The sequence below is a fragment of the Streptomyces sp. NPDC002265 genome (genome assembly GCF_040296125.1).
Taxonomy (GTDB): Bacteria; Actinomycetota; Actinomycetes; order Streptomycetales; family Streptomycetaceae; genus Streptomyces.
The window spans coordinates 26648-47432 of the sequence record NZ_JBEOWS010000028.1; the positions used below are offsets into that span (position 1 = coordinate 26648).

Annotated in this window: 14 protein-coding genes; 12 read left to right on the forward strand and 2 right to left on the reverse strand. The window is 68.0% G+C overall.

Annotated features, from left to right (window positions below; translation table 11 throughout):
* Positions 1 to 587 precede the first annotated feature (587 nt).
* From ABT085_RS07880 to ABT085_RS07935, 12 genes are all read left to right on the forward strand, one after another.
* Positions 588 to 1772 carry a Pvc16 family protein gene (locus tag ABT085_RS07880; RefSeq protein WP_351603374.1) on the forward strand — a complete coding sequence of 395 codons (1185 nt, stop codon included), beginning with the start codon at positions 588 to 590 and terminating at the stop codon, positions 1770 to 1772.
* Positions 1772 to 3856 carry an ATP-binding protein gene (locus ABT085_RS07885; RefSeq protein WP_351603347.1) on the forward strand — a complete coding sequence of 695 codons (2085 nt, stop codon included), beginning with the start codon at positions 1772 to 1774 and terminating at the stop codon, positions 3854 to 3856. Before ABT085_RS07880 ends, ABT085_RS07885 begins: the two co-directional genes overlap by 1 nt.
* Before the next feature lie 493 nt (positions 3857 to 4349).
* Positions 4350 to 4922 (forward strand): hypothetical protein, encoded by a 573-nt coding sequence (locus ABT085_RS07890; RefSeq protein WP_351603349.1) that lies wholly within the window; start codon positions 4350 to 4352, stop codon positions 4920 to 4922.
* A gap of 30 nt (positions 4923 to 4952) precedes the next feature.
* Positions 4953 to 5273 carry a LysM peptidoglycan-binding domain-containing protein gene (locus tag ABT085_RS07895; RefSeq protein WP_351603351.1) on the forward strand — a complete coding sequence of 107 codons (321 nt, stop codon included), beginning with the start codon at positions 4953 to 4955 and terminating at the stop codon, positions 5271 to 5273.
* 44 nt (positions 5274 to 5317) lie between these two features.
* Positions 5318 to 6391, forward strand: coding sequence for a hypothetical protein (locus tag ABT085_RS07900; protein WP_351603355.1), 1074 nt, complete (start codon positions 5318 to 5320; stop codon positions 6389 to 6391).
* Positions 6388 to 6921, forward strand: coding sequence for a phage baseplate assembly protein V (locus ABT085_RS07905; RefSeq protein ID WP_351603357.1), 534 nt, complete (start codon positions 6388 to 6390; stop codon positions 6919 to 6921). Before ABT085_RS07900 ends, ABT085_RS07905 begins: the two co-directional genes overlap by 4 nt.
* A gap of 10 nt (positions 6922 to 6931) precedes the next feature.
* Positions 6932 to 7285, forward strand: coding sequence for a hypothetical protein (locus tag ABT085_RS07910; RefSeq protein WP_351603359.1), 354 nt, complete (start codon positions 6932 to 6934; stop codon positions 7283 to 7285).
* On the forward strand, positions 7273 to 7653 hold the full coding sequence (locus ABT085_RS07915; RefSeq protein ID WP_351603361.1) for a GPW/gp25 family protein: 381 nt from the start codon (positions 7273 to 7275) through the stop codon (positions 7651 to 7653). Before ABT085_RS07910 ends, ABT085_RS07915 begins: the two co-directional genes overlap by 13 nt.
* Positions 7650 to 10532, forward strand: coding sequence for a putative baseplate assembly protein (locus ABT085_RS07920; protein ID WP_351603363.1), 2883 nt, complete (start codon positions 7650 to 7652; stop codon positions 10530 to 10532). The genes ABT085_RS07915 and ABT085_RS07920 overlap by 4 nt, the downstream gene beginning before the upstream one ends.
* A complete protein-coding gene (locus ABT085_RS07925; protein WP_502982675.1) occupies positions 10529 to 13711 on the forward strand; it encodes a putative baseplate assembly protein in 3183 nt (1060 codons plus the stop codon). The genes ABT085_RS07920 and ABT085_RS07925 overlap by 4 nt, the downstream gene beginning before the upstream one ends.
* Complete coding sequence (locus tag ABT085_RS07930) at positions 13708 to 15843, forward strand: hypothetical protein (protein WP_351603367.1); 2136 nt, start codon at positions 13708 to 13710, stop codon at positions 15841 to 15843. The genes ABT085_RS07925 and ABT085_RS07930 overlap by 4 nt, the downstream gene beginning before the upstream one ends.
* Before the next feature lie 81 nt (positions 15844 to 15924).
* The gene (locus ABT085_RS07935; protein WP_351603369.1) at positions 15925 to 17325 is read left to right on the forward strand and encodes a DUF6519 domain-containing protein; all 1401 of its coding nucleotides are present in this window, start codon (positions 15925 to 15927) and stop codon (positions 17323 to 17325) included.
* 33 nt (positions 17326 to 17358) lie between these two features.
* On the opposite strand, the gene ABT085_RS07940 is transcribed toward ABT085_RS07935, so the two are convergent.
* Positions 17359 to 17697: a hypothetical protein gene (locus ABT085_RS07940; protein WP_351603371.1), complete on the reverse strand. Its 339-nt coding sequence runs from the start codon at positions 17695 to 17697 to the stop codon at positions 17359 to 17361.
* 315 nt (positions 17698 to 18012) lie between these two features.
* Positions 18013 to 19533, reverse strand: a complete 1521-nt coding sequence (locus ABT085_RS07945) for an eCIS core domain-containing protein (RefSeq protein WP_351603372.1) — start codon at positions 19531 to 19533, stop codon at positions 18013 to 18015.
* Positions 19534 to 20785: the final 1252 nt, after the last annotated feature.

Genomic DNA, 20785 nt, shown 5'->3' on the forward strand with positions numbered 1-20785 from the left:
CAGTCCTCCCCTCGCATGTCGGGCAGCCCAGTAGCACTCGCAGCCGCCGGGAGGCATCGCGCCGACCTGGGTCCCGACCGCACTCAGCCACCGCTGGAAAAGCGGTCTGTCGGTGAACCGGAGGCCGGAGGTCTCCGCCGGACGGCGACGCCCTCGGGCGCGTGGAGCCATCCCCCCACGCTCCGTCCCGCCGACGTCACCGACAACGACGTGCTGACGCCCAGTCCCGAGTCGCCGCCCGGTTCCATCGGTGCAGTCGATGAGGTTCCCACCGCAGAGGGCGGCCGGCCGACCGCAGCACCGGTACCGCCGAACCCGCCGGAGCCACGTCCAAGCCGCCGCACGCGAATCAGTCATCCTGTGCGCACAGAGGCTGTTCTCCCCGACAAGGCTGCTTCCGCACCTCCGGCGGACCGGCGGACCCCCGGCACGTCGTCGGCCGTGCAACCGGTCGTACGCGTCACGATCGACCGGTTGGAGGTTCGTGCCGCACCGCCGTCACCGACTGCCGCCGACCCACGGTCGTCGGGGCGACGGCGGCCCCGGCTCAGTCTCGACGAGTACCTACGGGGGCGATCGTGAGCGACATGCTGGCAGTGGCCGCTGTGACGGAGACCCTCAGCGCCATCCTGCAGGGCGCCGTGGGCCGCACGGTGCCCGGAGCTGTGGTGACCACCCGACCGCCGGACGAGGTGGCGGCTGAGCGTCCCCCTGCCGCACTCAACATTTTTCTCTACCGTGCGTCGATCGACGGCGGGTGGCTGAACGCCGACCCGGACGGCGTACACCCCGGTGAGAGCCGTCGGCCCGCACTTCCCCTGGTTCTGCATTACCTGCTCACACCGTATGCGAGTGGCGAAGCCCACGGTTCGACAGCTCATCGCATCCTCGGTGCCGCCATGTCGGCGCTGTACGACCATCCTGAACTCAGGTCGGCCGATCTGAGGTCCGCGGCTCCCTTCAGCAACCTTCAGCACCAGTGCGAGCCGGTCCGAGTGACGCTTCTGGGACTGGGCGCGGATGACCCTTCCAAACTGTGGACCGCCTTCCAGAGTCCCTACCGCCTGACAGCCGCATACGAGGCGCGCGTTGTTCTCATCGACAGTGCTGTCCCGGGGCGCGCGCCCCTGCCGGTGCTGCGCCACGGAGACGGCGGCCGGGGACCCGAAGCCGCCGCCAGCGCCGTCGGCCGCTGGCCGACGCTGCACGCGATCACCGAGCCGGTAACGACCTCCGGTGTCGGTTTGATCCTCACAGGCCATCGTTTCGACCTCGGCATCCCCGCACTGCGTCTCACCCATCCCCTGCACGGAAGCCACCTCGTCCACGACCTCCAGCCGGTCAGCAACACCGAAGTGCACGCCACTCTTCCCGACGGGCTGGGTCCCGGCCTCTGGTCGGCAACGCTCGTGTTCACAGCGCTCGACGGTACGGAACACACAACCACGACTCTGCCGGTGAGGGTTGCCCCCCGGATCACGGGCGAGCTGCCGTTGTCCGTACGGCGTGACGCCATGGGCATGGCGTCGCTGGAGGTGACGTGTGAGACGCCGGTATGTCCGGAGCAACGTACCGAATTGCTGGTCGGGGAAGTGCCTGTGGCCGCCGAGCCGTTCCTGCAAGCGTCGCGCACGCTTCGCTTCCGCCTGGATGGCGTCCAACCCGGGCGGCATACGCTGCGCTTGAGGGTCGACGGCGTCGACAGTCCGGTGCTGGACACCGCGTCCGAGCAGCCCCGGTTCGACCCCGACACTGCGGTGGTGGTGACGTGATGGCCCCCTTGGCGGCGGGGGAGGGGCATCAAGGCCGAACGGCGGAGTCTCCGGCATCGACCGCAGACGTCGAGGAGAGCTGGTACGCCGACAACGACCGATACCTGACCGCCGCGCTCCACTGGCTACGTCTGCTGCTTCGGCGGTACATCGAAACGACGTGCGAATCCACCGACGGCGTCGCCGCCACCGATCCCGCGGCGCCGAGCGTCACCGCGGCACAACTCGAGGCCGCCGAGCAGGAAATGAAGCAGGCTGCGCAGAGCCAGCCACCCCCTGCTCTGATGCGGCTCAGCCGTGTGCTCGGGCTCTCTCCCTTCGAACGGAACACACTGCTGCTCTGCGTCGGTCAGGAACTGGACTCCTCACTCGCCGAATTGTGCACGCGAGCGCAGGGGCGCGGTGCAGCGTCCGGCCCGACCTTCGCGCTTGCATTCGTTCTCTTTTCCGATCCCGCCTGGGACATCCTGTCCCCGTATCGCGGGCTGCGCTTCTGGCGACTCGTGGAGATCGGGCGGTCGGCTGAACAGGCGCTTGTGAGCAGCCCGTTGCGGGCCGACGAGCGGATCGTCAACCATGTCAAAGGACTCGACTACGTCGACGATCGTCTCGAACTCCTCCTGACGCCCCTGCCGTCGAACAACGACCCCGACGGCCTCCCACCGTCCCATCAGTGCGCAGTGCGGGAGATCACATCCTGCTGGCGGATGTCGCCGACCGGGAAGAGTGAACGAGCACCGGTCATTCAACTCATCGGAACGGACCGGGAGAGCAAAGAGTCGGTCGCCGCCCGTGCTGCCGGTGAACTGGGACTGCTCTTGTATACGCTGCCGGCCGGCCTGTTGCCCGAGCCCGGCGCGGAACTCGATGCCATGGCCAAACTCTGGCACCGGGAGGCGCTGCTGCTTCCCGTCGCTCTCTATCTCGATGCCGACGACGGCGAATTGATCGGTGGGGAGGAGAGAGAGAATGCCCGGAGGATCGGACAGTTCCTCCGCCGTAGCGGTGGGCCCTGTTTCGTCGCCACCCGAGAACATCGGCCCGAGGTTCCGGCTCCGACGCACGGAATGGACATTGCGCCGCCTCCTATGGGCGAACGAACTTCCGTCTGGGGAAGAACGTTCGCTCCCGGAGAGGCGGATCGGCTGGCCGGTCAGTTCGCATTGAGCCTGTCCACGATCGAGGAGGTGGTGGCGTCCTCGGGCGCTGACCCCACTGCGGCTTGGCGTTCCTGCCTGGCCCGCACCCGACCACGTCTGGGTGCGCTGGCTCAACGTATGGAACCCAGAGCCGGCTGGGACGATATCGTGCTGCCGCCCGAGGAGTCGGCCCTGCTGCGGCAGATCGGCGACCAGGTCGCGCAGCGGTGCACGGTCTACCGGAACTGGGGCTTCGGGGAACGCGAGAACCGAGGACTCGGCATCAGCGCACTGTTCACAGGTCCAAGCGGCACGGGCAAGACCATGGCCGCCGAGGTCCTCGCGCGACACTTGGAAATCGATCTGTACCGGGTCGATCTGTCCGCAACGGTCAGTAAGTACATCGGTGAGACCGAGAAGAATCTGCGCCGGTTGTTCGACGCCGCCGAACCTGGCGGTGCCATCCTCTTCTTCGATGAGGCGGACTCGTTGTTCGGCAAACGCAGCCAGGTCAATGACTCCCATGACCGGTACGCCAACATCGAGGTGAGCTATCTGCTGCAGCGGATGGAGGCGTACCAGGGCTTGGCGATTCTTGCCACGAACCTCCGCCGGTCGCTGGACACCGCCTTCCTGCGTCGACTGCGGTTCATCGTTCCCTTCGCCTTCCCCGATGCCAGGGAACGCCGCGAGATCTGGGCGCGGGCCCTGCCAGCCGCCGCACCGACGGAACCTCTCGACCTCGACCGTCTGGCCGGGCTGCCGCTCAGCGGCGGGATGATCCGCAACACCGCGGTCAACGCCGCCTTCGCCGCCGCATCGGCCGGTACCGCGATCGGGATGGCAGAGCTTCTCACGGCCGCCCGGACAGAACTGCGCAAGATGGAGATGCCGGTGAACGAGAGGGACTTTGTGTGGAACGACCAAGGACTGGTGAACCCGTGAGAATCGAGCTGCACGTGGGACGGCTCGTTCTGGACGGTGTCATGCCACGCGACGGCCGGACCGTGCGGGCGGCTTTGGAAGCCGAGCTCTGCTCCCTGTTGCTCCGCGCCCCGCTCACCGTGCGTCGGGACTGTCACCTGCACCACGCCGTCACCCCGACAATCCCCTTCGCATCCGACCCAGTCGGTTTCGGACGCGACATTGCCCGCGCCGTTCACAGCAGCCTCCGCAGGCAAGAAGAGGGAGCGATAGTGCCGGGTGCGCCGAGCACGTGACGCTGCGGCGGACGCCAAGAGTGCGACCGCAGGCACCGAAAGGCGCCTCGGACGCCTTCCGTCACATCTTCCCGCGCCGGCAACTCCTGCCCGGACCGCGGCGGCAGAACTCCTACCACCTTCTCGTCCCACGGAAGTGCTTCATGCCGTTCCCGACGCCCGCCCCGCCCCGTGGCGGATTCGTGTTTCTCGACCCAGAGCAGGGACGTGTCCTGCGCGTGATCCCCTTTCAGTACAACCCCGACACCGTCACACGCACCCTGCAAGCACAGGGAGCGGGCGGTGCAGGCGAGGACCGGCTCGAGGCGCTCCGGCTGAAGGGGCCGCCGCGAGAGACGTGGAGATTCGACGTGGAACTCGACGCGGCAGATCAGCTCGAACCGGTGGCCGGCGCTGCGCCCATGGCGGGTGCCGGATTGTTCGGGGCCCTGTCGGCCCTGGAGACGGCCGTGTATCCGACCAGTGCACAACTGGTGGAGGAGAACCGCATGGCCTCGAACGGCATGCTGGAGATCACGCCGGTGGAAGCCCCGCTGCTGGTCCTGGTACTCGGCCGGCGCCGGGTCCTTCCCGTGCGCATCACGGACCTCACCGTCACAGAGGAAGCCTACGACGGAGAACTCAACCCGATCAGGGCCAAAGCAGGGCTGTCCGTCCGGACCCTCACAGTCGACGACGTCGGGCACTCCCACAAGGCCGGCGCGCTGTATCTCAGGTATCAGCAGAGCAAGGAGCAGTTCGCGGCACTGATCGGCTACGGGCCGACGACAGTCGGTTACACCAGGATCTGATGGTGCGGGACGACCTCGAGGGAGGCAGGCATGTTCGAGCCCACCAGCAGGTACCACGGCATCGCCACGGCGAACCTGACCATGAAGGACGGACGGACCGTCACCTACGTGCGGCGTCGCTTCCTGCCCCGGCCGGGGGATCTGATGCCGATCGGCGAACAGGTCGTCGTATCCGGCGACCGGCTGGACCGGATCGCGGCCCGGCAGTACGGCGATCCGGAGCAGGCCTGGCGCATCGCCGATGCCAATGGGGCGATGCGCCCGGACGACCTGACGGCCGTGCCGGGACGGCGGCTGCGGATCGCCCTCTCGGCCGGTCCGCAGGGCAGCTTGGGGCCGACCCCGTCGTGACACGCAGCCTGCAGCTGATGCTGCTCATGGGAAAGGTGATTCCCGTGCCCGCGCCTGCCGTTCTCGTCGACTCCCTGCAGTCCGTTCACGTCACCTCTTCCAGCGGCTTGGCCAGTGGCTTCCAGCTGACCTTCACCACGGCCAAGCGTTCCCCCCTGAACCAGGTGCTCCTGCCCACTGGGCTGCTGGATCCCAAGACCCGAGTGGTCGTGGTGGCTGTGGTCGCCGGGACGCCGCACGTCCTCATGGACGGAGTGATCACCCGACAGGAGATGAATCCCGGGCAGAACCCGGGCAGTTCCACTCTCACGCTGACAGGTGAGGACCTGTCGCTCCTCATGGACCTCAAGCACGTCGAGCGCTGCTACCCGGGAGTGCCCCACCACCTGCGGGCGGTGCTCGTGTGTGCCGGTTACGCACAGTACGGGGTCGTGCCGTTGGCCGTCCCACCGGTGATCAGCGACCTGCCGAACCCGGCTGTGACGATTCCGGTCCAGTCGGCCACGGATCTGGCGTATCTGCGATCGATGGCCACCGATGTCGGCTACGTCTTCTTCATCGAGCCCGGCCCGGCACCTGGAGCCAGCATCGCGTACTGGGGTCCGGAGGTCCGCGCGGGACTGCCGCAACCGGCACTCACCGTCGACTCCGGAACAGCCACAAACGTTGAGTCACTCAGCTTCGGTTTCGACGGTCTGTCCCGCAAGCAGTACACGGCACGGCTCATCGAACCTGTCACCAAGGCCGAATTGGACGTCCCCATTCCCGATGTCAGCCTCCTTCACCCGCCCCTCGCTCTGCGGCCGGCCGTCGCTCTGCGCGAACAACCATTGGACGCGCAGACCGGCAGGTCGGCGACGGAGACCATGCTGTGGGGGTTGAGCCGCACCTCCGAGGCTGCGGACGCCGTCACCGGCCACGGCCAACTCGACGTGCTGCGTTACGGGCACGTACTGAGTGCTCGCCGCCTGGTGGGCGTGCGCGGCGCGGGTTTGGCCTACGACGGCCTCTACTACGTACGCAGTGTCACGCACGACATCGCCCGCGGCCGCTACAAGCAGAGCTTCACCCTCACTCGGGACGGTCTCGTTGCCAATATTCCGGCGGTGATCCCATGACGGCCGAGACCGTGAAGAAATGGCACGGCCTCTACCAGGGCGTGGTCGTGCAGAACGTGGATTCGCAGGGTATGGGGCGGCTGTTGGTGCGGGTGCCGGAGGTTCTCGGCGACGATCCGTGCATCTGGGCCTCGCCGTTGTCCCCGGTGGCGGGAACGGCCAGCGGTATGTACGTCGTGCCGCTGAACAACTCCGGTGTATGGGTGCAGTTCCTCAACGGCGACCCCAACAAGGCGGTGTGGGCGGGATTCTGGCGCGGAGGCGCGGGCGATGTCCCGCTCGCCGCGAAGTCCACTCCGCCCGGAACCCCGCAGATCGTGCTCGCGACTCCGGCCCAGAACGCCCTTGTCATCAGTGATGCGGCCGGTCCACAGGGCGCCGCCATCGAGCTGCAGCTCGGCGGCCCCGGCGGGCCGTACATCAAGATCAGCAGATCCTCCATCGAGATTTCCTGCGGTCCGGGGCTCGCCACCATCCAGCTCGCAGGGGACAAGGTGACCGTCAACAGCGGCGCCCTAGTGGTGCAGTGAGGAGGGCGCCATGCCCGGACTGATTCTCCATGCCGGTGCCTCGATGATGTGCGCACATCCTCCGGGGCGGGTCGACGTTTCGGCACCGGCTCAGCAGCGGGTGTTCGTCGACGGGCGGCCCGTCGTGACCACGGCGGACACCTTGGTCGTCACTGGTTGCGGGTTTCCGGCGATGAGTCTGGGAGCACCGCCCTGCACGAGCATCCAGTGGAGCCTGACCTCCACCCGGGTGCTCGTCAACGGGCTGCCGGCGTTGCTGCAACCGACGCCACCGCCCGGTTTCGGATCGGGTGTCGGGGTGGGCACGCCCCCGCCCAACCCGCCAATGGTCCAGATCATGCAGTGCCGGGTATGGGGGATGTGAGGACGATGGACATCGCCTTTCCGTACCGCGTCGACGCGCGCGGTCGCACCGCGACCACGGACTACGCCGACCATGTCCGCGACATGGTCGAACAGGTGCTTTTCACCACTCCGGGTGAGCGAGTGAATCGACCGGATTTCGGTTGTGGCCTGCTCGACCTGGTCTTCGCCCAGAACGGCCCGGAACTGGCGGCCACCGTCGAGATGACCGCGCAGGCCGGTCTCCAGCGCTGGCTCGGCGACCTGCTCACCGTCGAGTCCCTGACCGTCAGAGCCGAGGAGTCGGCACTGACGGTGGCCGTCGACTACATCCTCACAGCCACCGGGGAGAGGGGCACGGTGGTATCGCGCGGGGGAACATCGTCATGACCATCGATTCGACCTGCGAGGACCAGCGGCGCCGCGCCGCCGTGCGAGCCGCCGGCCTGGCGGGCATCGAGAGTGTGTCGGCCGATGCCGACCGGCGGAACCTCTCTGTCCTCTTCTTCGGCCGACTGCCCGACCGACTGGACCGTCACAGCTTCCGTATCGAGGGCGGACGCCGCGTCACCGGCATCCAGGTCGTCTCAGTCACCGGCAGTGCCGATCCCGAGAGCGCCCAGGCGAACCACCTGACACTGAGGCTCGACCGACCGGGCGACGGGTCCACCTACCGGCTGCGCGCGCTCGGAGAGCACTTCGACGCGCGGTACGACCGCATGGAGTTCACCTTTGAGCCCAGCGTGGACGACCCCGGCCTCGCCCCGGCCCACGGCGCGGGCCCGCTGCCTGACGGTCCCTCACCGACCATCGACTACCTGGCCAAGGACTACGCGAGCTTCCGCCGTCTGCTGCTGGAACGTCTGGCCCTCACCATGCCCGCCTGGGTCGAACGGCACGCACCCGACATCGGGGTCACGCTTGTTGAACTGCTCTCCTACATCGGCGACCAGCTCAGCTATCAGCAGGACGCCGTCGCCACCGAGGCATACCTCGACACGGCCCGGCTGCGCACGTCGGTACGACGTCACGTCCGACTGGTCGACTATCCGATGCACGAGGGCTGTGCGGCCCGCACTTTCGTGTGTGTCGAGACAAGCGAGCAACTGACGCTGAAACCGGACGACCTCGCCTTCACGGCCTTCCCTCCGGGCCGTATCGCGCAGACCGGACCACTCATCGCCGCGGAGCTGCTGACCGGCGGCAACCCCGTCTACCGGCCGCTGGAACGCCGCGACATCGTGCTGCGACCCGAACACAACCGCATCGAGCTGTGGACGTGGGGTGACCAGGAGTGCAGCCTGCCCGTCGGAACCACCCGGGCCACGCTGCTGGACCAGCGGCCCGCCGACGAGGGAGGCGACCGGCCGCTGCGGCTCGTACCCGGGGACGTGATCGTGTTCGAAGAGCTCCGCGGCTGCGCGACCGGCCTGGCGGCCGACCGGGATCCAACGCACCGGCAGGCCGTGCGCCTCACCCGGGTCACCCCGAGGGTCGACGCGCTCTACGACACCAAAGTGCTCGACGTCGCATGGGCCGAAGCGGACGCGCTCGCATTCCCGCTGTGCGTCACCACCCACCGCGGGCCGGAGCCGGACCCCCGACCGGCGAGCGTCGTCGCCTGCGCCAACACCATCCTCGTCGAACACGGCATCGAGAACACCTGGGGCCCGGGCCGCCACCCAGAAACGCTGGCGGGGCCGACCGCGCGCGTGCACGCGCCGGACACCTCCGGACCGTCGGGAGCCGGATGCGCCGGTTCCGTCCCCTCCACAGGAGCGGCCCCCACCCGCGCAGCGCGACGGTTCAGCCCGACGTTGCGCGCCCCCCACGTCACATGGTCCCCACCACATCCGCGCCCGGCGGATGTCGCCGCCGCACAGGCCGAGGCACTCTCGCAACTGGCCGACCGCGCCCGACGGCGCCTGGCGGCGATACAGCGTTCCGGTGCCGCGCCGTCCGCCGGCGACCAGGAATTCCTGCGCACGCTGTTCAAAGCGGGACACCTCGCGGGGACACACGAGGGCCAGGACCCCGATCACGTCCTTGCCTCGCTGCTCGCCAGGTTCGACGAATACCTCGAACCCGAACTGCGCCGTCTCGACGTGCTGGCCGGACGAGCCCGGTGCGGCTACGTGCTCGACCCTGCCGACATCGGCTGGGAACTCGCCCAGACCTGGGGCCAGGAGGCCGCTCGGTTGATCGATCCGGACCACCCCGCGCTCCACGGCCCGGCGTCCGCAGCTCTGCACCCCGACCCGCGCGAGGCCCTTCCCGCCGTACGAGTCTGGGCGTTCGGCACCGAAAGCGGAACGGACGACTGGACGGCCCGCCGCGACCTGCTGGCCAGTGGACCCCGCGATCGCCACATGGTGGGAGAGAGCGACGAGCAGGCAGCACTCAATCTCAGGTTCGGAGACGGCCGGTGCGGCACCGCTCCACCACCCGGAGTCGAGCTGCTGGCCGCCTACCGCACCGGCAACGGCCGGGCCGGCAACGTCGGCAGCGAAGCCATCAACCGGATCGCGTCCCTCACCACCCGGCTGGACGCCGTGCAGCGGGTCCGCAATCCGCTGCCCGCCACCGGTGGCACGGACCCCGAACCCGTCGCCGACGTACGCATCGCCGCACCGCGCCAGCTGTTGCGCACACTGCGGCGAGCCGTCACCGCCGAGGACTATCAGACCCTCGCCGCCGGCCATCCCCAGGTGCAGCGTGCCGCCGCGGCCCTGCGCTGGACGGGAAGCTGGTACGAGGCGGCTGTCGCACTGGACACGGTCGGCACGTCCGACGTGCCGCGCAAGGTCGCCGATGACGTCAGGCTGGCCCTGGACCGGTACCGCCGCATCGGCCACGATGTCGTCACCGGGCCCGCTGTTCAGGTCCCACTGGACGTGGCGCTCACGGTCCTCGTCGAACCCGACCATCTCGCCGGTCATGTCCGGCGGGCTCTGCTGCGGACCTTGAGGCCCGGTCCGCAACCCGGCGGCGGACGAGGCTTCTTCGATCCCGACGTCCTCACCTTCGGCACACCGGTACGAGTGAGTGCCCTGATCGCCGCGGTGATCGCGGTTCCCGGCGTCCGGCACGCCGAGGTGACCCGGCTGCGCAGACTGCACCGCTTGCCGATCAGCGACGCGAGCACGGCCCGAGACCTGCCACCCTCCGGGGTGCTCAGGCTGCGGCCTTGGGAGATCGCCCGGCTCGACGGCGACTCCACCCGCCCGGAACACGGCTGGCTGACCCTCGACCTGAGAGGAGGGCGATGAGCCCGCCGCCCTCCCGTTGTGACTGCTGTACCGCTCACGGGGCACCCACCCCGAGCCGGGTCTGGAACCGCCCCGCCCTGCCCGCACTGGAGTACCGCGCCGGTACCCACGACCAGTTCCTGGCCGCCATGCTCGCCCGGCTGTCCGGCACCGAACACGCGCCGCTGGCAGCGCTGACCAGCCGTGAGCCGGACGATCCGTCCCTGGCCCTGCTGGATGCCTGGGCTGTGGTCGCCGACATCCTGACCTTCTATCAGGAGCGCATCGCCAACGAGGGATATCTGCGTACCGCGACCGAGCAGGAGTCCCTCGTCCGGTTGGGCCGGCTGGTCGGACACCGGCCGCGTCCGGCCCTGGCGGCCGGCGCCTTCCTCGCGTACACCCTCGATCCGGGGACGCGCACCCTCATTCCCGCAGGCTCTCAGGTGAAAAGCACGCCATCACCTGGCGGAATGCCCCAGACCTTCGAGACTTCGGAGGATCTGAGCGCTCGGGCCGAATGGAACCAGCTCCCGGTTTGTCTGCACGGTCCTGCATCGATCACTTCTGACGCCGCCGGGCACGTGCCTTCGGTCGACCTGGAAGGAATGCAGCCCAGCCTCGGCGCCGGGAGCTGTCTTCTCTTCACTTTCGGCGACCCCGTCCTCAACGTCGTGCGCATCGTGGAGAGCGTGGTCCCGGATCCGCACCACGGCCGGACCACTGTCTTTCTGAAGGTCCCCCAACCGACTGAGCAGCTCGACCAGGCCGTCCAGGTCTTGCGCGACGACGTGGACAGAGCGTCACGGAAAACTCCGTCGGACACCCCGTTCGAAGACCTGCTGCACGTGCTGCGTGAAGTGCTGCACAGTGCCGACGTCCTGCGCGACCCGGATTTGCTGGCGGCCGCTCTCGACGACAAGGTACGTAGATTCCGCGAGCGGATCTCCGAAGGAGAGACGGACCCCGCCCACGCCGCCGATATTCTCGGCCATGTCACCGCCCGGGTCACCGCGGTCCAGGACGCGGCCCGGCGGGTCGCCGACGAAGCGGAGCCCGAGCCGGGTACGGGTTCGCCCTTCGGAAGCGAGCCGGTCACCGATCGACGCGGCTCCGGCAGGCAGCCTCTGCAGGCCCTCGGCCCGCTCCTGCATGTGATCAACCGGCCGCCGTCACGGCCTCCGCGTAACCCCAGTGATGCCGCCGCTTCTGTTGCCGACCTGTTCAGCGCGGAGTCGGATTCGGTCTCCCGGCTGCTCGCCGCGAACAGCCCGCGTCACGGCGCATCCTTCTACCAGGCTCTGGGCACCTTCTCCGTCAGTGCCGGGGCGTCGCCTGGAGTGCAGTGCCTGCGGGTCAAGGCGGCTCCTTTCGGAGCCACCATCCCCGACGACCGACGCGTGGCGGCACTGCTCCGAGAGGTCGGTTCAGCCCGCCGCGCACGGAGGGCCGGCGGTGCCTCGGAGACCGACGTTCTTCTGCTGGACGCGGTGTACGACACGATCCTGCCCGGCAGTTGGATCGCCGTGCAGCAGTCGGACGAGGCCGGGCCTCGGATCATTCAGGTGACCGGCGTCACGCAACTGGCAGTCGCCGATGAGAGCTACGCCGTCCGTGTCACAAGCCTGCGACTCGCCGGTCCGTGGACGGACGATCCCCACGACATCCCCCGGCGGCGCGCCACCACGGTCTGGGCCGCAGGGCAGGCGCTTGCTCTCGCCGCTCCGCCCGACGCTTCCGAAGTCACCGGCGACAAGATCCAGCTTGCTGGAACCTATGAGGGACTGATTCCCGGCCGCTGGCTGATCGTCTCCGGAGAACGCACCGACATCCCGAATGTCTCCGGGGTTTTGGGCACCGAACTCGTCATGCTGGCGGGCGTGCGACAGGAATTCGACGGCGGTCCCTTTGATGACCGGGTACGGAGCACACTCCTCCTGACAACCGGACTCGCCTACCGGTACCGCCGCGACACGCTTGTGATCCATGGCAACGTCGTCTTCGCCACCGCGGGTGAGACCCACCGTGAGATTCTCGGCAACGGTGACGCCACCCGGGGCGGGCAAGTCTTCTCGCTGCGTCAGGGACCGCTCGCCTGGCTTCCCGCCCGCACTCATGATGGCGTCAGGGAAACGTTCACCGTGCAGGTGGACGACAGCATCTGGTCCCCGACCGACGACCTCTCGGAAACCGGTCCGAACGCTCGTGCCTACCAGATGCGAGTCCGCGACGACGGAGGAGCGGCTGTCGAGTTCGGCGACGGCAGGCACGGTGCACGGCTCAGCACGGGTGTGGAGAATGTCTCGGTCACCTACCGTGTCGGCGGCGGTAGCGCAGGCAATGTCAGATCCGATCAGATCAACCAGGTGGTCAGCAGGCCCTTCGGGGTCAAAAGCGTCACCAATCCGCTGCCGGCCACCGGCGGCACCGACGCCGACGGGCTTGCCGGGACCCGGCGTGGTGTCCCGCTGCGGCTCAGCGCACTCGACCGGCTTGTCTCGGTCCGTGACTATCAGGACTTCGCCCTGGCGTTCGCGGGCGTCGGGAAGGCGGTCGCTCGCCGTTGTCGCGAAGGGTCCCGCCAGCTCGTACATGTCACCATCGATGCTGCCGGAGAGACCCCCCTGGAGTCGGCATCCCCGCTTGTCGCGGCCCTTCAGGCGGCTCTCGGCCGGTACGGAGACCCGGCCCTGCCGGTTCGCGTCGAGGTCTGCGAACGAGTACGGCTCGTCCTGTCCATCGGTGTCCGGACACTGACCGACCATGCGCGGGACAAGGTCGAAAGGGCGGTGCAGCAAGCCCTGTCGGCCAGGCTGGGTTTCGCCGCGTCAGAGATCGCGCGGCCCGTCTTCCTCAGCGTCGCCATCGCCGCCGCGCAGGCTGTCCCAGGCGTCGACTACGTGGATGTCGACGCCTTCGGCGGAGTCCCGAACGACACCGACGCGGCCGGGATCGTCCGCATCGCGCAACAGCTCGGCCCCTCCCCGTTCGTGGCCGTCCTGCCTGCCGGGTACCGCGAGACAGGGCCCATCAGTAACACGGACATGACAACCGGCGCTGTCGCGGTGAACGCAAGTACTGGCGGGCGCTCATCGAAGCCCGGTCCCACGACGGCGGTGCGGGGGGCGCTACGGCCCGCCCAGCTCGCCTTCCTCGATGCCGCGCTGCCCGAGACCCTCATCCTGCGGAGGATGTCATGACTCCCGATCAGTTGTACGCGCTCCTGCCGTCCGTGCACCGCAGGCTCGACGCGCAGAACGGCGGCCAGCTCTACGCGTTGCTCTCGGTCATCGCCGAACAGGCAGACATTGTCCAGGACGACATCAAGCAGCTGTACGACAACTGGTTCATCGAGACGTGCGAGGACTGGGTCGTGCCCTACCTCGGCGACCTCGTCGGCTACAGCCTGCCGCCCGGGGCCGCCGCGGCGCTGTCGGCCTGCGAGTCGCCGACCCGCGGCCTGCTCGCCGCCGTCGCGCCCCGCAGGGAGGTCGCGGACTGCATCGCCAACCGTCGCCGCAAGGGAACTCTCCCCCTGCTCGAAGATCTGGCCGCCGACGTGGCGGACTGGCCCAGCAGGGCGGTCGAGTACCGCCGCCTTCTGGCCGTCACCCAGCCCATCCGGCGTTACTCCGCGCAGGACCAGGAGATGCGCCGGCGACAGAATCACGGCCGTCTGGCCGACCTGCGCCGCGCCGACATCCTGGACCGGATCGACGGGCCGTTCGACGAGCTGGCGCGCACCGTCGAAGTGGCCCGGCCCGGCTCCGGCCGCGCCGGCCGCTACAACATCCCGAGCGTCGGCCTCCACGTGTGGCGGCTGAGAATCCACCGGGTGACCCGAGCCCCGGCGCTCTGCCTCGACGCCGCTCGGTCGCGCTACTCCATCAGTCTTCTGGGCAACGACACAAGGCTGTTCACCAGACCGGTTCCCGAACCGTCCGCCAGCCATGTCGCGGATGAGATGAACGTCCCTGCCCCGATCAGAAGGAGGGCGTTCACCGAGCGGATGCACGACTACTACGGCCCCCTCAAAAGCGTCTGTCTGTGGACCGAGACCGACGCCGGTCACGATGCGGTGGCCATCGACCGGATCGTGTCCGCGGATCTGTCCGGGTGGGCCTACCGTCCACGTCCCGGGCAGGTCGCCCTCGACCCGGTCCTCGGACGTATCGCCTTCTCGGAGCGCACCGCGCCGCAACAGGGTGTCCGGGTTACCTATCACCACGCGTTCGCCGGTGACTTCGGCGGCGGTGAGTACCCGCGCCTCCAGACCGCTTCCGACGGTCCCGACGCTGCTCACTACCGCGTGGGCCCGCGCGAGGAACAGCACCGGATCACCGACGCGATCAAACGCTGGCGCACCGAGAAGGCGTCCGGGCACGCCGGCGCCGAGGCGATCGTCGAGATCACGGGGACCGACGTCTACGAGGACCTGACCAGCATCCCTCTTGGCCCAGGGGACAACCTGACCCTGCGTGCGGCGGACGGAGCGCGACCGGTACTGCGCATGGACGACTGGTCCGCCGACCGCCCGGAGTCCTTGCGCGTCACCGGCACCGCGAGAGGAGAGGGGCCCCCGCCGCGCCTCGTGCTCGACGGCCTCACGCTCACCGGGCGCAGCGTCCAGGTGTGCGGTGCCGTGGGGCACCTCACGATCCGCCATTGCACCCTCCTCCCCGGCAGGGGGCTCGACGCACGATGCCTGCCCCAGGCACCCGGCGCACCGGCACTCGAACTCGTCCACACATCGGTTCGGGTGAGAGTCGAGCACAGCATCCTGGGCAGCATTCTGGTCCTTCAGGACGAGTCCGCCACCGAACCGAACCGGCTCGACCTGTCCGACACCGTGCTCGACGCCACCCACCGCGAAACCGCGGCCCTGACCGGCCCACAGGGCCGGCACGCCCACGCGGTCCTGACCGCGCGGCGTACGACCGTCATCGGATCGGTGCACACCCGTGCCGTGGACCTGTTGGAGAACTGTCTGCTGGACGGAGAGGTTCAGGTCCTTCGGCGCGCCGAAGGCCAAGTGAGGTTCTGCTGGTTGCCCCCTGGTTCGAGCACCCCGCGCCGATTCCACTGCGAGCCGGAGCATTCCGGTGCCCCTGACCGTGTCAGGCTCAGGTTCGCCAGCACCCGGTACGGCACACCCGACTACGCCCGACTCGCCGACACCTGCGCCGACGAGATCCGTCGTGGCGCCGGCGACGGGTCGGAGCCGGGGGCGATGCACCACCTGTTCTCTCCGCAGCGGGAGGACAATCTGCGCACTCGCCTCACCGAATACATTCCGGCTGGATGCGACGCCGGGGTTTTCTTCGCCACCTGACCCGCCGCTCGAGCGGCGAACAGGTCTTCCCGCACCGTTCGGAATTCGTTCCACTCGTGGTTCAACAGGGAGCGTACGATCATGCAAGGCGATTTCTCGCGGGTCACCTTCGACCCGTCCCAACGATTCTCAGCCGTCCTGTCCCAGCAGGGCCGGGTACAGCTCGACTCCGAGATCAACGAACAGACGGCTATCCTCCTGCACTATGTGCGCACTCTGGCCGCCGACCTACTCGGACCGGCGGCTTTTCCCCCTGGCGCGGGTGGACACAGCGTCGGTGGTTTCTGCGTCGACACATTCGACGGCGACAACTTCACCGTGACACCCGGGCGGATCTACGTCGACGGCATCCTCTGCGAATGCGACGGCACCGACTACTGGAGCCAGTCCCATGGATTCCTGGACCGGGAACAGGAGCGCGACAGGCTGCCGACGAGCCCGTTCATGGTTTATCTGCGGGTCTGGGAACGTTTGGTCACGGCCATCGAGGCACCCGGCATCCGCGAGGTCGCCCTGGGCCTGCATGGCCCCGACACCACGGTGCGGACCCAAGTGGTCTGGCAGCTCTGCTGGTTGCCCCTGGGGTCTGAACCCGTCGCTCCCGACATGCAGACGGCGCCGAAGTTCCTGCGTGACCGGATCAGCGGGAGGTTCAGACCTCGCGCCCTGCTCTCGGCCCGCGTCCGGCATCCCGAAACCGACGCCGAGCCCTGCGACCTCCCGCCCGACTCCGGCTATCGGGGACCGGAGAACCAGCTCTACCGGGTCGAGATCCACCGCGGCGGCACCGCGGAGACGGCAACCTTCAAGTGGTCACGGGAGAACGGCTCGGTGACGCTCCCTGTCAGGGCGATCGCCGGTACCTCCGTCATGGTGGAGACCTTGGGGCGGGACGACCGTCTCGGTGTCGAGATCGGTGACATCGTCGAGCTCGTCGACGACCTGATCGTCTGCCGAGCCGCCTCCGACACCCTGGAGGAGGGTTGCCCTCGCCTCTACACCATCACAGACATCGACTACACGGGGAACCGCGTCGTTCTGGACTCCGCACCAGCCGACGACCCGTACCAGCCGACCGTGGGAACGGATGTCGGGCGCCACCCTTTGCTACGGCGCTGGGACCACGGCGGAGCGAAGCCTGGTGCCGACCCTCGTGGGTTCGACGTGCCGGGCGCGGAGGGTACACAGCCCGTTATGGAAGATGCATGGCTGCCTCTCGAAGAGGGCCTCGAAGTCTGGTTCGAGGGGGACGACGAGCGGCCGCCGCAGTACCGCCGTGGTGATTATTGGCTGATCCCCGTGCGGGTCGTCACCGGCGACGTCCTGTGGCCCTGCGAACCCGATGGCCGACCGCAGTCGAAACCTCCCCAGGGAGTCAACTACCACTACGCGCCGTTGGCCGTGGTCGTGCCGGACGGTCCCCACGAATACCAGATGGTGGACGTGCGGCAGCCCATCCCTCATCTTCGCAATCGTTCCTGAGCCCGCTTCCTCGGCAGCAGTCCCTCGGCCGGCTCAGCCCTTCAGACCCAGAACGAGTAGAAAAATGAACCAGCCCACGAAAAACATGACGACAAGGGCGATGACGATCTTCGGTGTCTGTTTTACGGAGACGACCGCTCCGGTCGACAGGTTGTGCACCTGCTTCACGCGCAGCGTCCCGGACCGAAGGCGGCCACGTGCATGAATTAGGTCACCGTTGGTGACCGCCCCCTCGAAGGAATAACCACGCATTTCCACCGGAACGAGCACTCTGCGATGTCCGGAATCACCGGACTCCTCCACCCGGAAATTCATGACGACCGTGGACGCCGCATCTCTACGTCCCTCGGTCCGGGTCTGCAGGTCGCGCACGATTCCCTCCACGACATCGCGTGTCGCGGGAATGGTCACCCTGTCTTCGAAAACTTCGGGATCAGTGCGAGGTTCTTCCCTCTCCAAGCGCGGTGGAGGGTCTGACCTTACCGGCTCGGTATCGTCAAAGGAGTCCGAGAGGAAGAAACGGCTGCCACAGCGACTGCATCTGCCGTCCTGGGGAGGTTCACCGCTACCGCAGTTCTGGCACTTTGGCTGTGTTTCCATGCGAATCGGCTCCTCTGTACTCGCCTCTCCTGCCAAAGCGCCTCTGTTTCCAGGACACACCCGGGCCCTTCGGACGGCAAGCCCCGTTCACGGAGCTGCTGTCGCATGCGGGGGTGGGGGCGGAGGAGGGTTGGGATTGGGCCGGGAGGCTCCCGGGGCCGGTGCCGCCGGGTAGGTCGGTGGCTGCGGAGACGGAACCTCCAGCGGATTGTCGACGAGCACTCCGATGTCCCTGCGGACGTCCTGCTGTTCCTTCTCGTTGAGCAGGCCGTAGTCCAGCTCAGGAATCCCAGCGATGATCATGTCGATCTGCTCGCGGCGCTCGACGACCGACTCCGGCTCGCAGGTGCCCAGGCTGAGCGTCAACGAGGCGATGCTGCCGACGGATCGTCCGGCGATACGGATGAGCGCTCCGCCGAGCAGGGCCTCGGCGACGATCTGACTGGTGATCCGTCTGGCACCCTCGCTGCGGTAGAGGTACACCGATCCCGCAATGAGTGCCACCACGATCAGCAGCGTCCCGACGGTCGCGGCGCCGCGCGCACCGGTCAGCCGGACGCCTCGTTGGATGGGCACCAGCCGGAACGCCGTCAGCCATTCGGCGCGGTTGCTGAACAGCCGCATCATGCGGACGTCGAAGACAGACACCCCGCTGTCGAACAGTGCCGGGGTGAAACGTCTGGCTCCCTCCGCGTTGAAGTTCGAGACGACCTTGAGGTACTTGCCGGACTCCAGCGCGCGGTAGGCCACGGCGGCTTCCCTGCTGGACCAGTTGGACTTCAGGAACGCTTTGACCTGGTTCAAGTTGGTCGAGAACTGGGGGCCCGTCAGTGCCGGCGCCTCGTCGATCCCTCGTGTCCAGGCTTTGTTGTCCATCAGCCACACCTGCCGCGAGCCTGGATCCCACACCACAAGGTCGAAGCCGTTTCCGTGCACGTTCTTGGCCCAGTCCTGGAAGACGATGTAGCCCTTGCGATCCAGAGCCTGCGCGAGGTACTGCTCTCCGAGATCACCTATCACGCCTTTGTCGACCGGTGGTTGTGTCTGCCGCTGGGCCGCCGGCTTCATGCGGCCGGAGATTCTGGCCCGGCCGCCGAGTGAGACTGCGACGGCGCCGGCGTGCGCCTCCCGTTCCAGCGGGTCGGCAGTGACGACCTGAGGTGTCAGCTCCTGGACCTCGCCGGAACCGGTCTGCTGTTGGACCACGTGGGCCAGCTCGTGGGCGAGGACCAGCTCTCCGCCGCGCTTGCCAGGCTCGTACCGGTCGGCGGCGAAGACGATGTGCCGGCCGACCGTGTAGGCGAGTGCGCCCAGCGCGCGCGCCGAATCCGTGGCCTTGACGTCGGTGTGGACCCGGACACCGCTGAAATCGTGAGCGAATCCTTCCTCCATCCGCGCCCGGACGCCTCCCTCCAAAGGCTGTCCGGCCGACGCCAGCACCTCTGCCACGACGGGTGGCGCGGCGGTCCCCGGCGCGGAAAGGGAACTCGGCGGCGGACTCCGGAGCACCTGCACTCCCACGCCGCCGCTGGGCGCCACTGGGCTTCGCGAGGCGAGCGCCGCGGTACCGGATCTGCCGCCGTGGGTGTCAACCCGCGTGAAGTCCATGCCTGGTGCCGCACCGGTACGAGGGTCAGACCGCCGCGATGACCCGGCGCCGAGGCAGGCGCAGGACCGCCCCGCGGCACAGCCGGACTGCGGTCGAGCGGGTGTCGTCGGCCGCCATGAAACCGTACGGACTGCTCTTTCTGGGCGCCGGGACGGCGCCTCCGGGCGTGAAACACCCCTGCTCACTCCATCACCTCCTCATGTCGGGCGGACACGGAGAAACCTCCCGTTTCGTTCGGTCGGGTGGCGCTTTCCGAGGTGGCCGTGGGTGTGGATGCGCGAAACGGTTGTCCGCTCCTTGTGACGAGACCATGCTTCCTGCCGCAAGAGGGAGCGAACTCCTGAGGAGAGGCGGTGTGGGGTTGGGCGACCGTGTCCGCACCGGCAGAGCCGTCCGGCTCAGGGCTCAGGCGGCCATCCCGGTGGTGGTCCCCCCGTATCGTTGCAGGCGGATATCCCCAGGCTCACGAATCCTACGAGGATCGCCAAGCCGATGATGACAATGAGGACCACGGCCAGTATGCGAAGGCCTCGGTAGGCCTTGGTTCCCACACGGGCATGTGTCGTGAGGTTCATCAGTTCATCGGCACGCAATGTTCCATTGTGCCAACGTCCGCGGAGTCGTACCAGGTCTCCGTTGGCAACTGAGCCGGCAATGGAAAATCCACGCATCTCCACCGCTATCGGCTTGAGCGCTTTCCCGCTCCCATCGTGACGCTCGACCCGGAAATTCCATATGTCTTCTGACGCACCGTTGGACCAGTACTCTTGCCGCTCCTGAAATCCTGTTACTGTGCCAGTGTATTCGTTTTCGGTGTTCCCCCGCGGTGTTCCGTACACCGTTCCTTGCTGGCTCCCGACAGGGGGTGACTCATTTTGAGGCGGTTCTCTTTCAGGCATCCTGTGAGGTGGCGGGGTGATGCCCGATGGAGGCGCACTTGCTTTTGTGCCGCACCGTTCGCATTTGACGGCGGTGGCCGGCATCGACGCGCCGCAGATCTCACACAGACGAGTCAGTTCCGTCCGACACGTGTTGCAGTAGGCGGTGCCAGCCAGGGTTTCGTTTCCGCAGAGATTGCAGCGCATGAAAGTTCTCCGTCAACCACGCTAGTTCAGATGTCGGCGACATGCACGCGGCTGCACCAGAAGCCGCCCCCGCGGCTCTCGCGGGGGGGGCGTGAGGTGCGGTCCGGCGGGGGCGGCAACCCGGGGGGGCGCGGGTGGGGGGGCCCGGGGGGAGGGGGAGGCTGGC

Excerpts from the sequence above, each read along its gene's own strand:
- ABT085_RS07920 (WP_351603363.1), top strand. The coding sequence starts at position 7,650 with ATGACCATCGATTCGACCTGCGAGGACCAGCGGCGCCGCGCCGCCGTG.
- ABT085_RS07935 (WP_351603369.1), top strand. The coding sequence starts at position 15,925 with ATGCAAGGCGATTTCTCGCGGGTCACCTTCGACCCGTCCCAACGATTC.
- ABT085_RS07945 (WP_351603372.1), bottom strand. The coding sequence starts at position 19,533 with ATGGACTTCACGCGGGTTGACACCCACGGCGGCAGATCCGGTACCGCG.
- ABT085_RS07925 (WP_502982675.1), top strand. The coding sequence starts at position 10,529 with ATGAGCCCGCCGCCCTCCCGTTGTGACTGCTGTACCGCTCACGGGGCA.
- ABT085_RS07905 (WP_351603357.1), top strand. The coding sequence starts at position 6,388 with ATGACGGCCGAGACCGTGAAGAAATGGCACGGCCTCTACCAGGGCGTG.
- ABT085_RS07930 (WP_351603367.1), top strand. The coding sequence starts at position 13,708 with ATGACTCCCGATCAGTTGTACGCGCTCCTGCCGTCCGTGCACCGCAGG.
- ABT085_RS07895 (WP_351603351.1), top strand. The coding sequence starts at position 4,953 with ATGTTCGAGCCCACCAGCAGGTACCACGGCATCGCCACGGCGAACCTG.
- ABT085_RS07915 (WP_351603361.1), top strand. The coding sequence starts at position 7,273 with ATGGGGGATGTGAGGACGATGGACATCGCCTTTCCGTACCGCGTCGAC.
- ABT085_RS07910 (WP_351603359.1), top strand. The coding sequence starts at position 6,932 with ATGCCCGGACTGATTCTCCATGCCGGTGCCTCGATGATGTGCGCACAT.
- ABT085_RS07885 (WP_351603347.1), top strand. The coding sequence starts at position 1,772 with ATGGCCCCCTTGGCGGCGGGGGAGGGGCATCAAGGCCGAACGGCGGAG.
- ABT085_RS07880 (WP_351603374.1), top strand. The coding sequence starts at position 588 with ATGCTGGCAGTGGCCGCTGTGACGGAGACCCTCAGCGCCATCCTGCAG.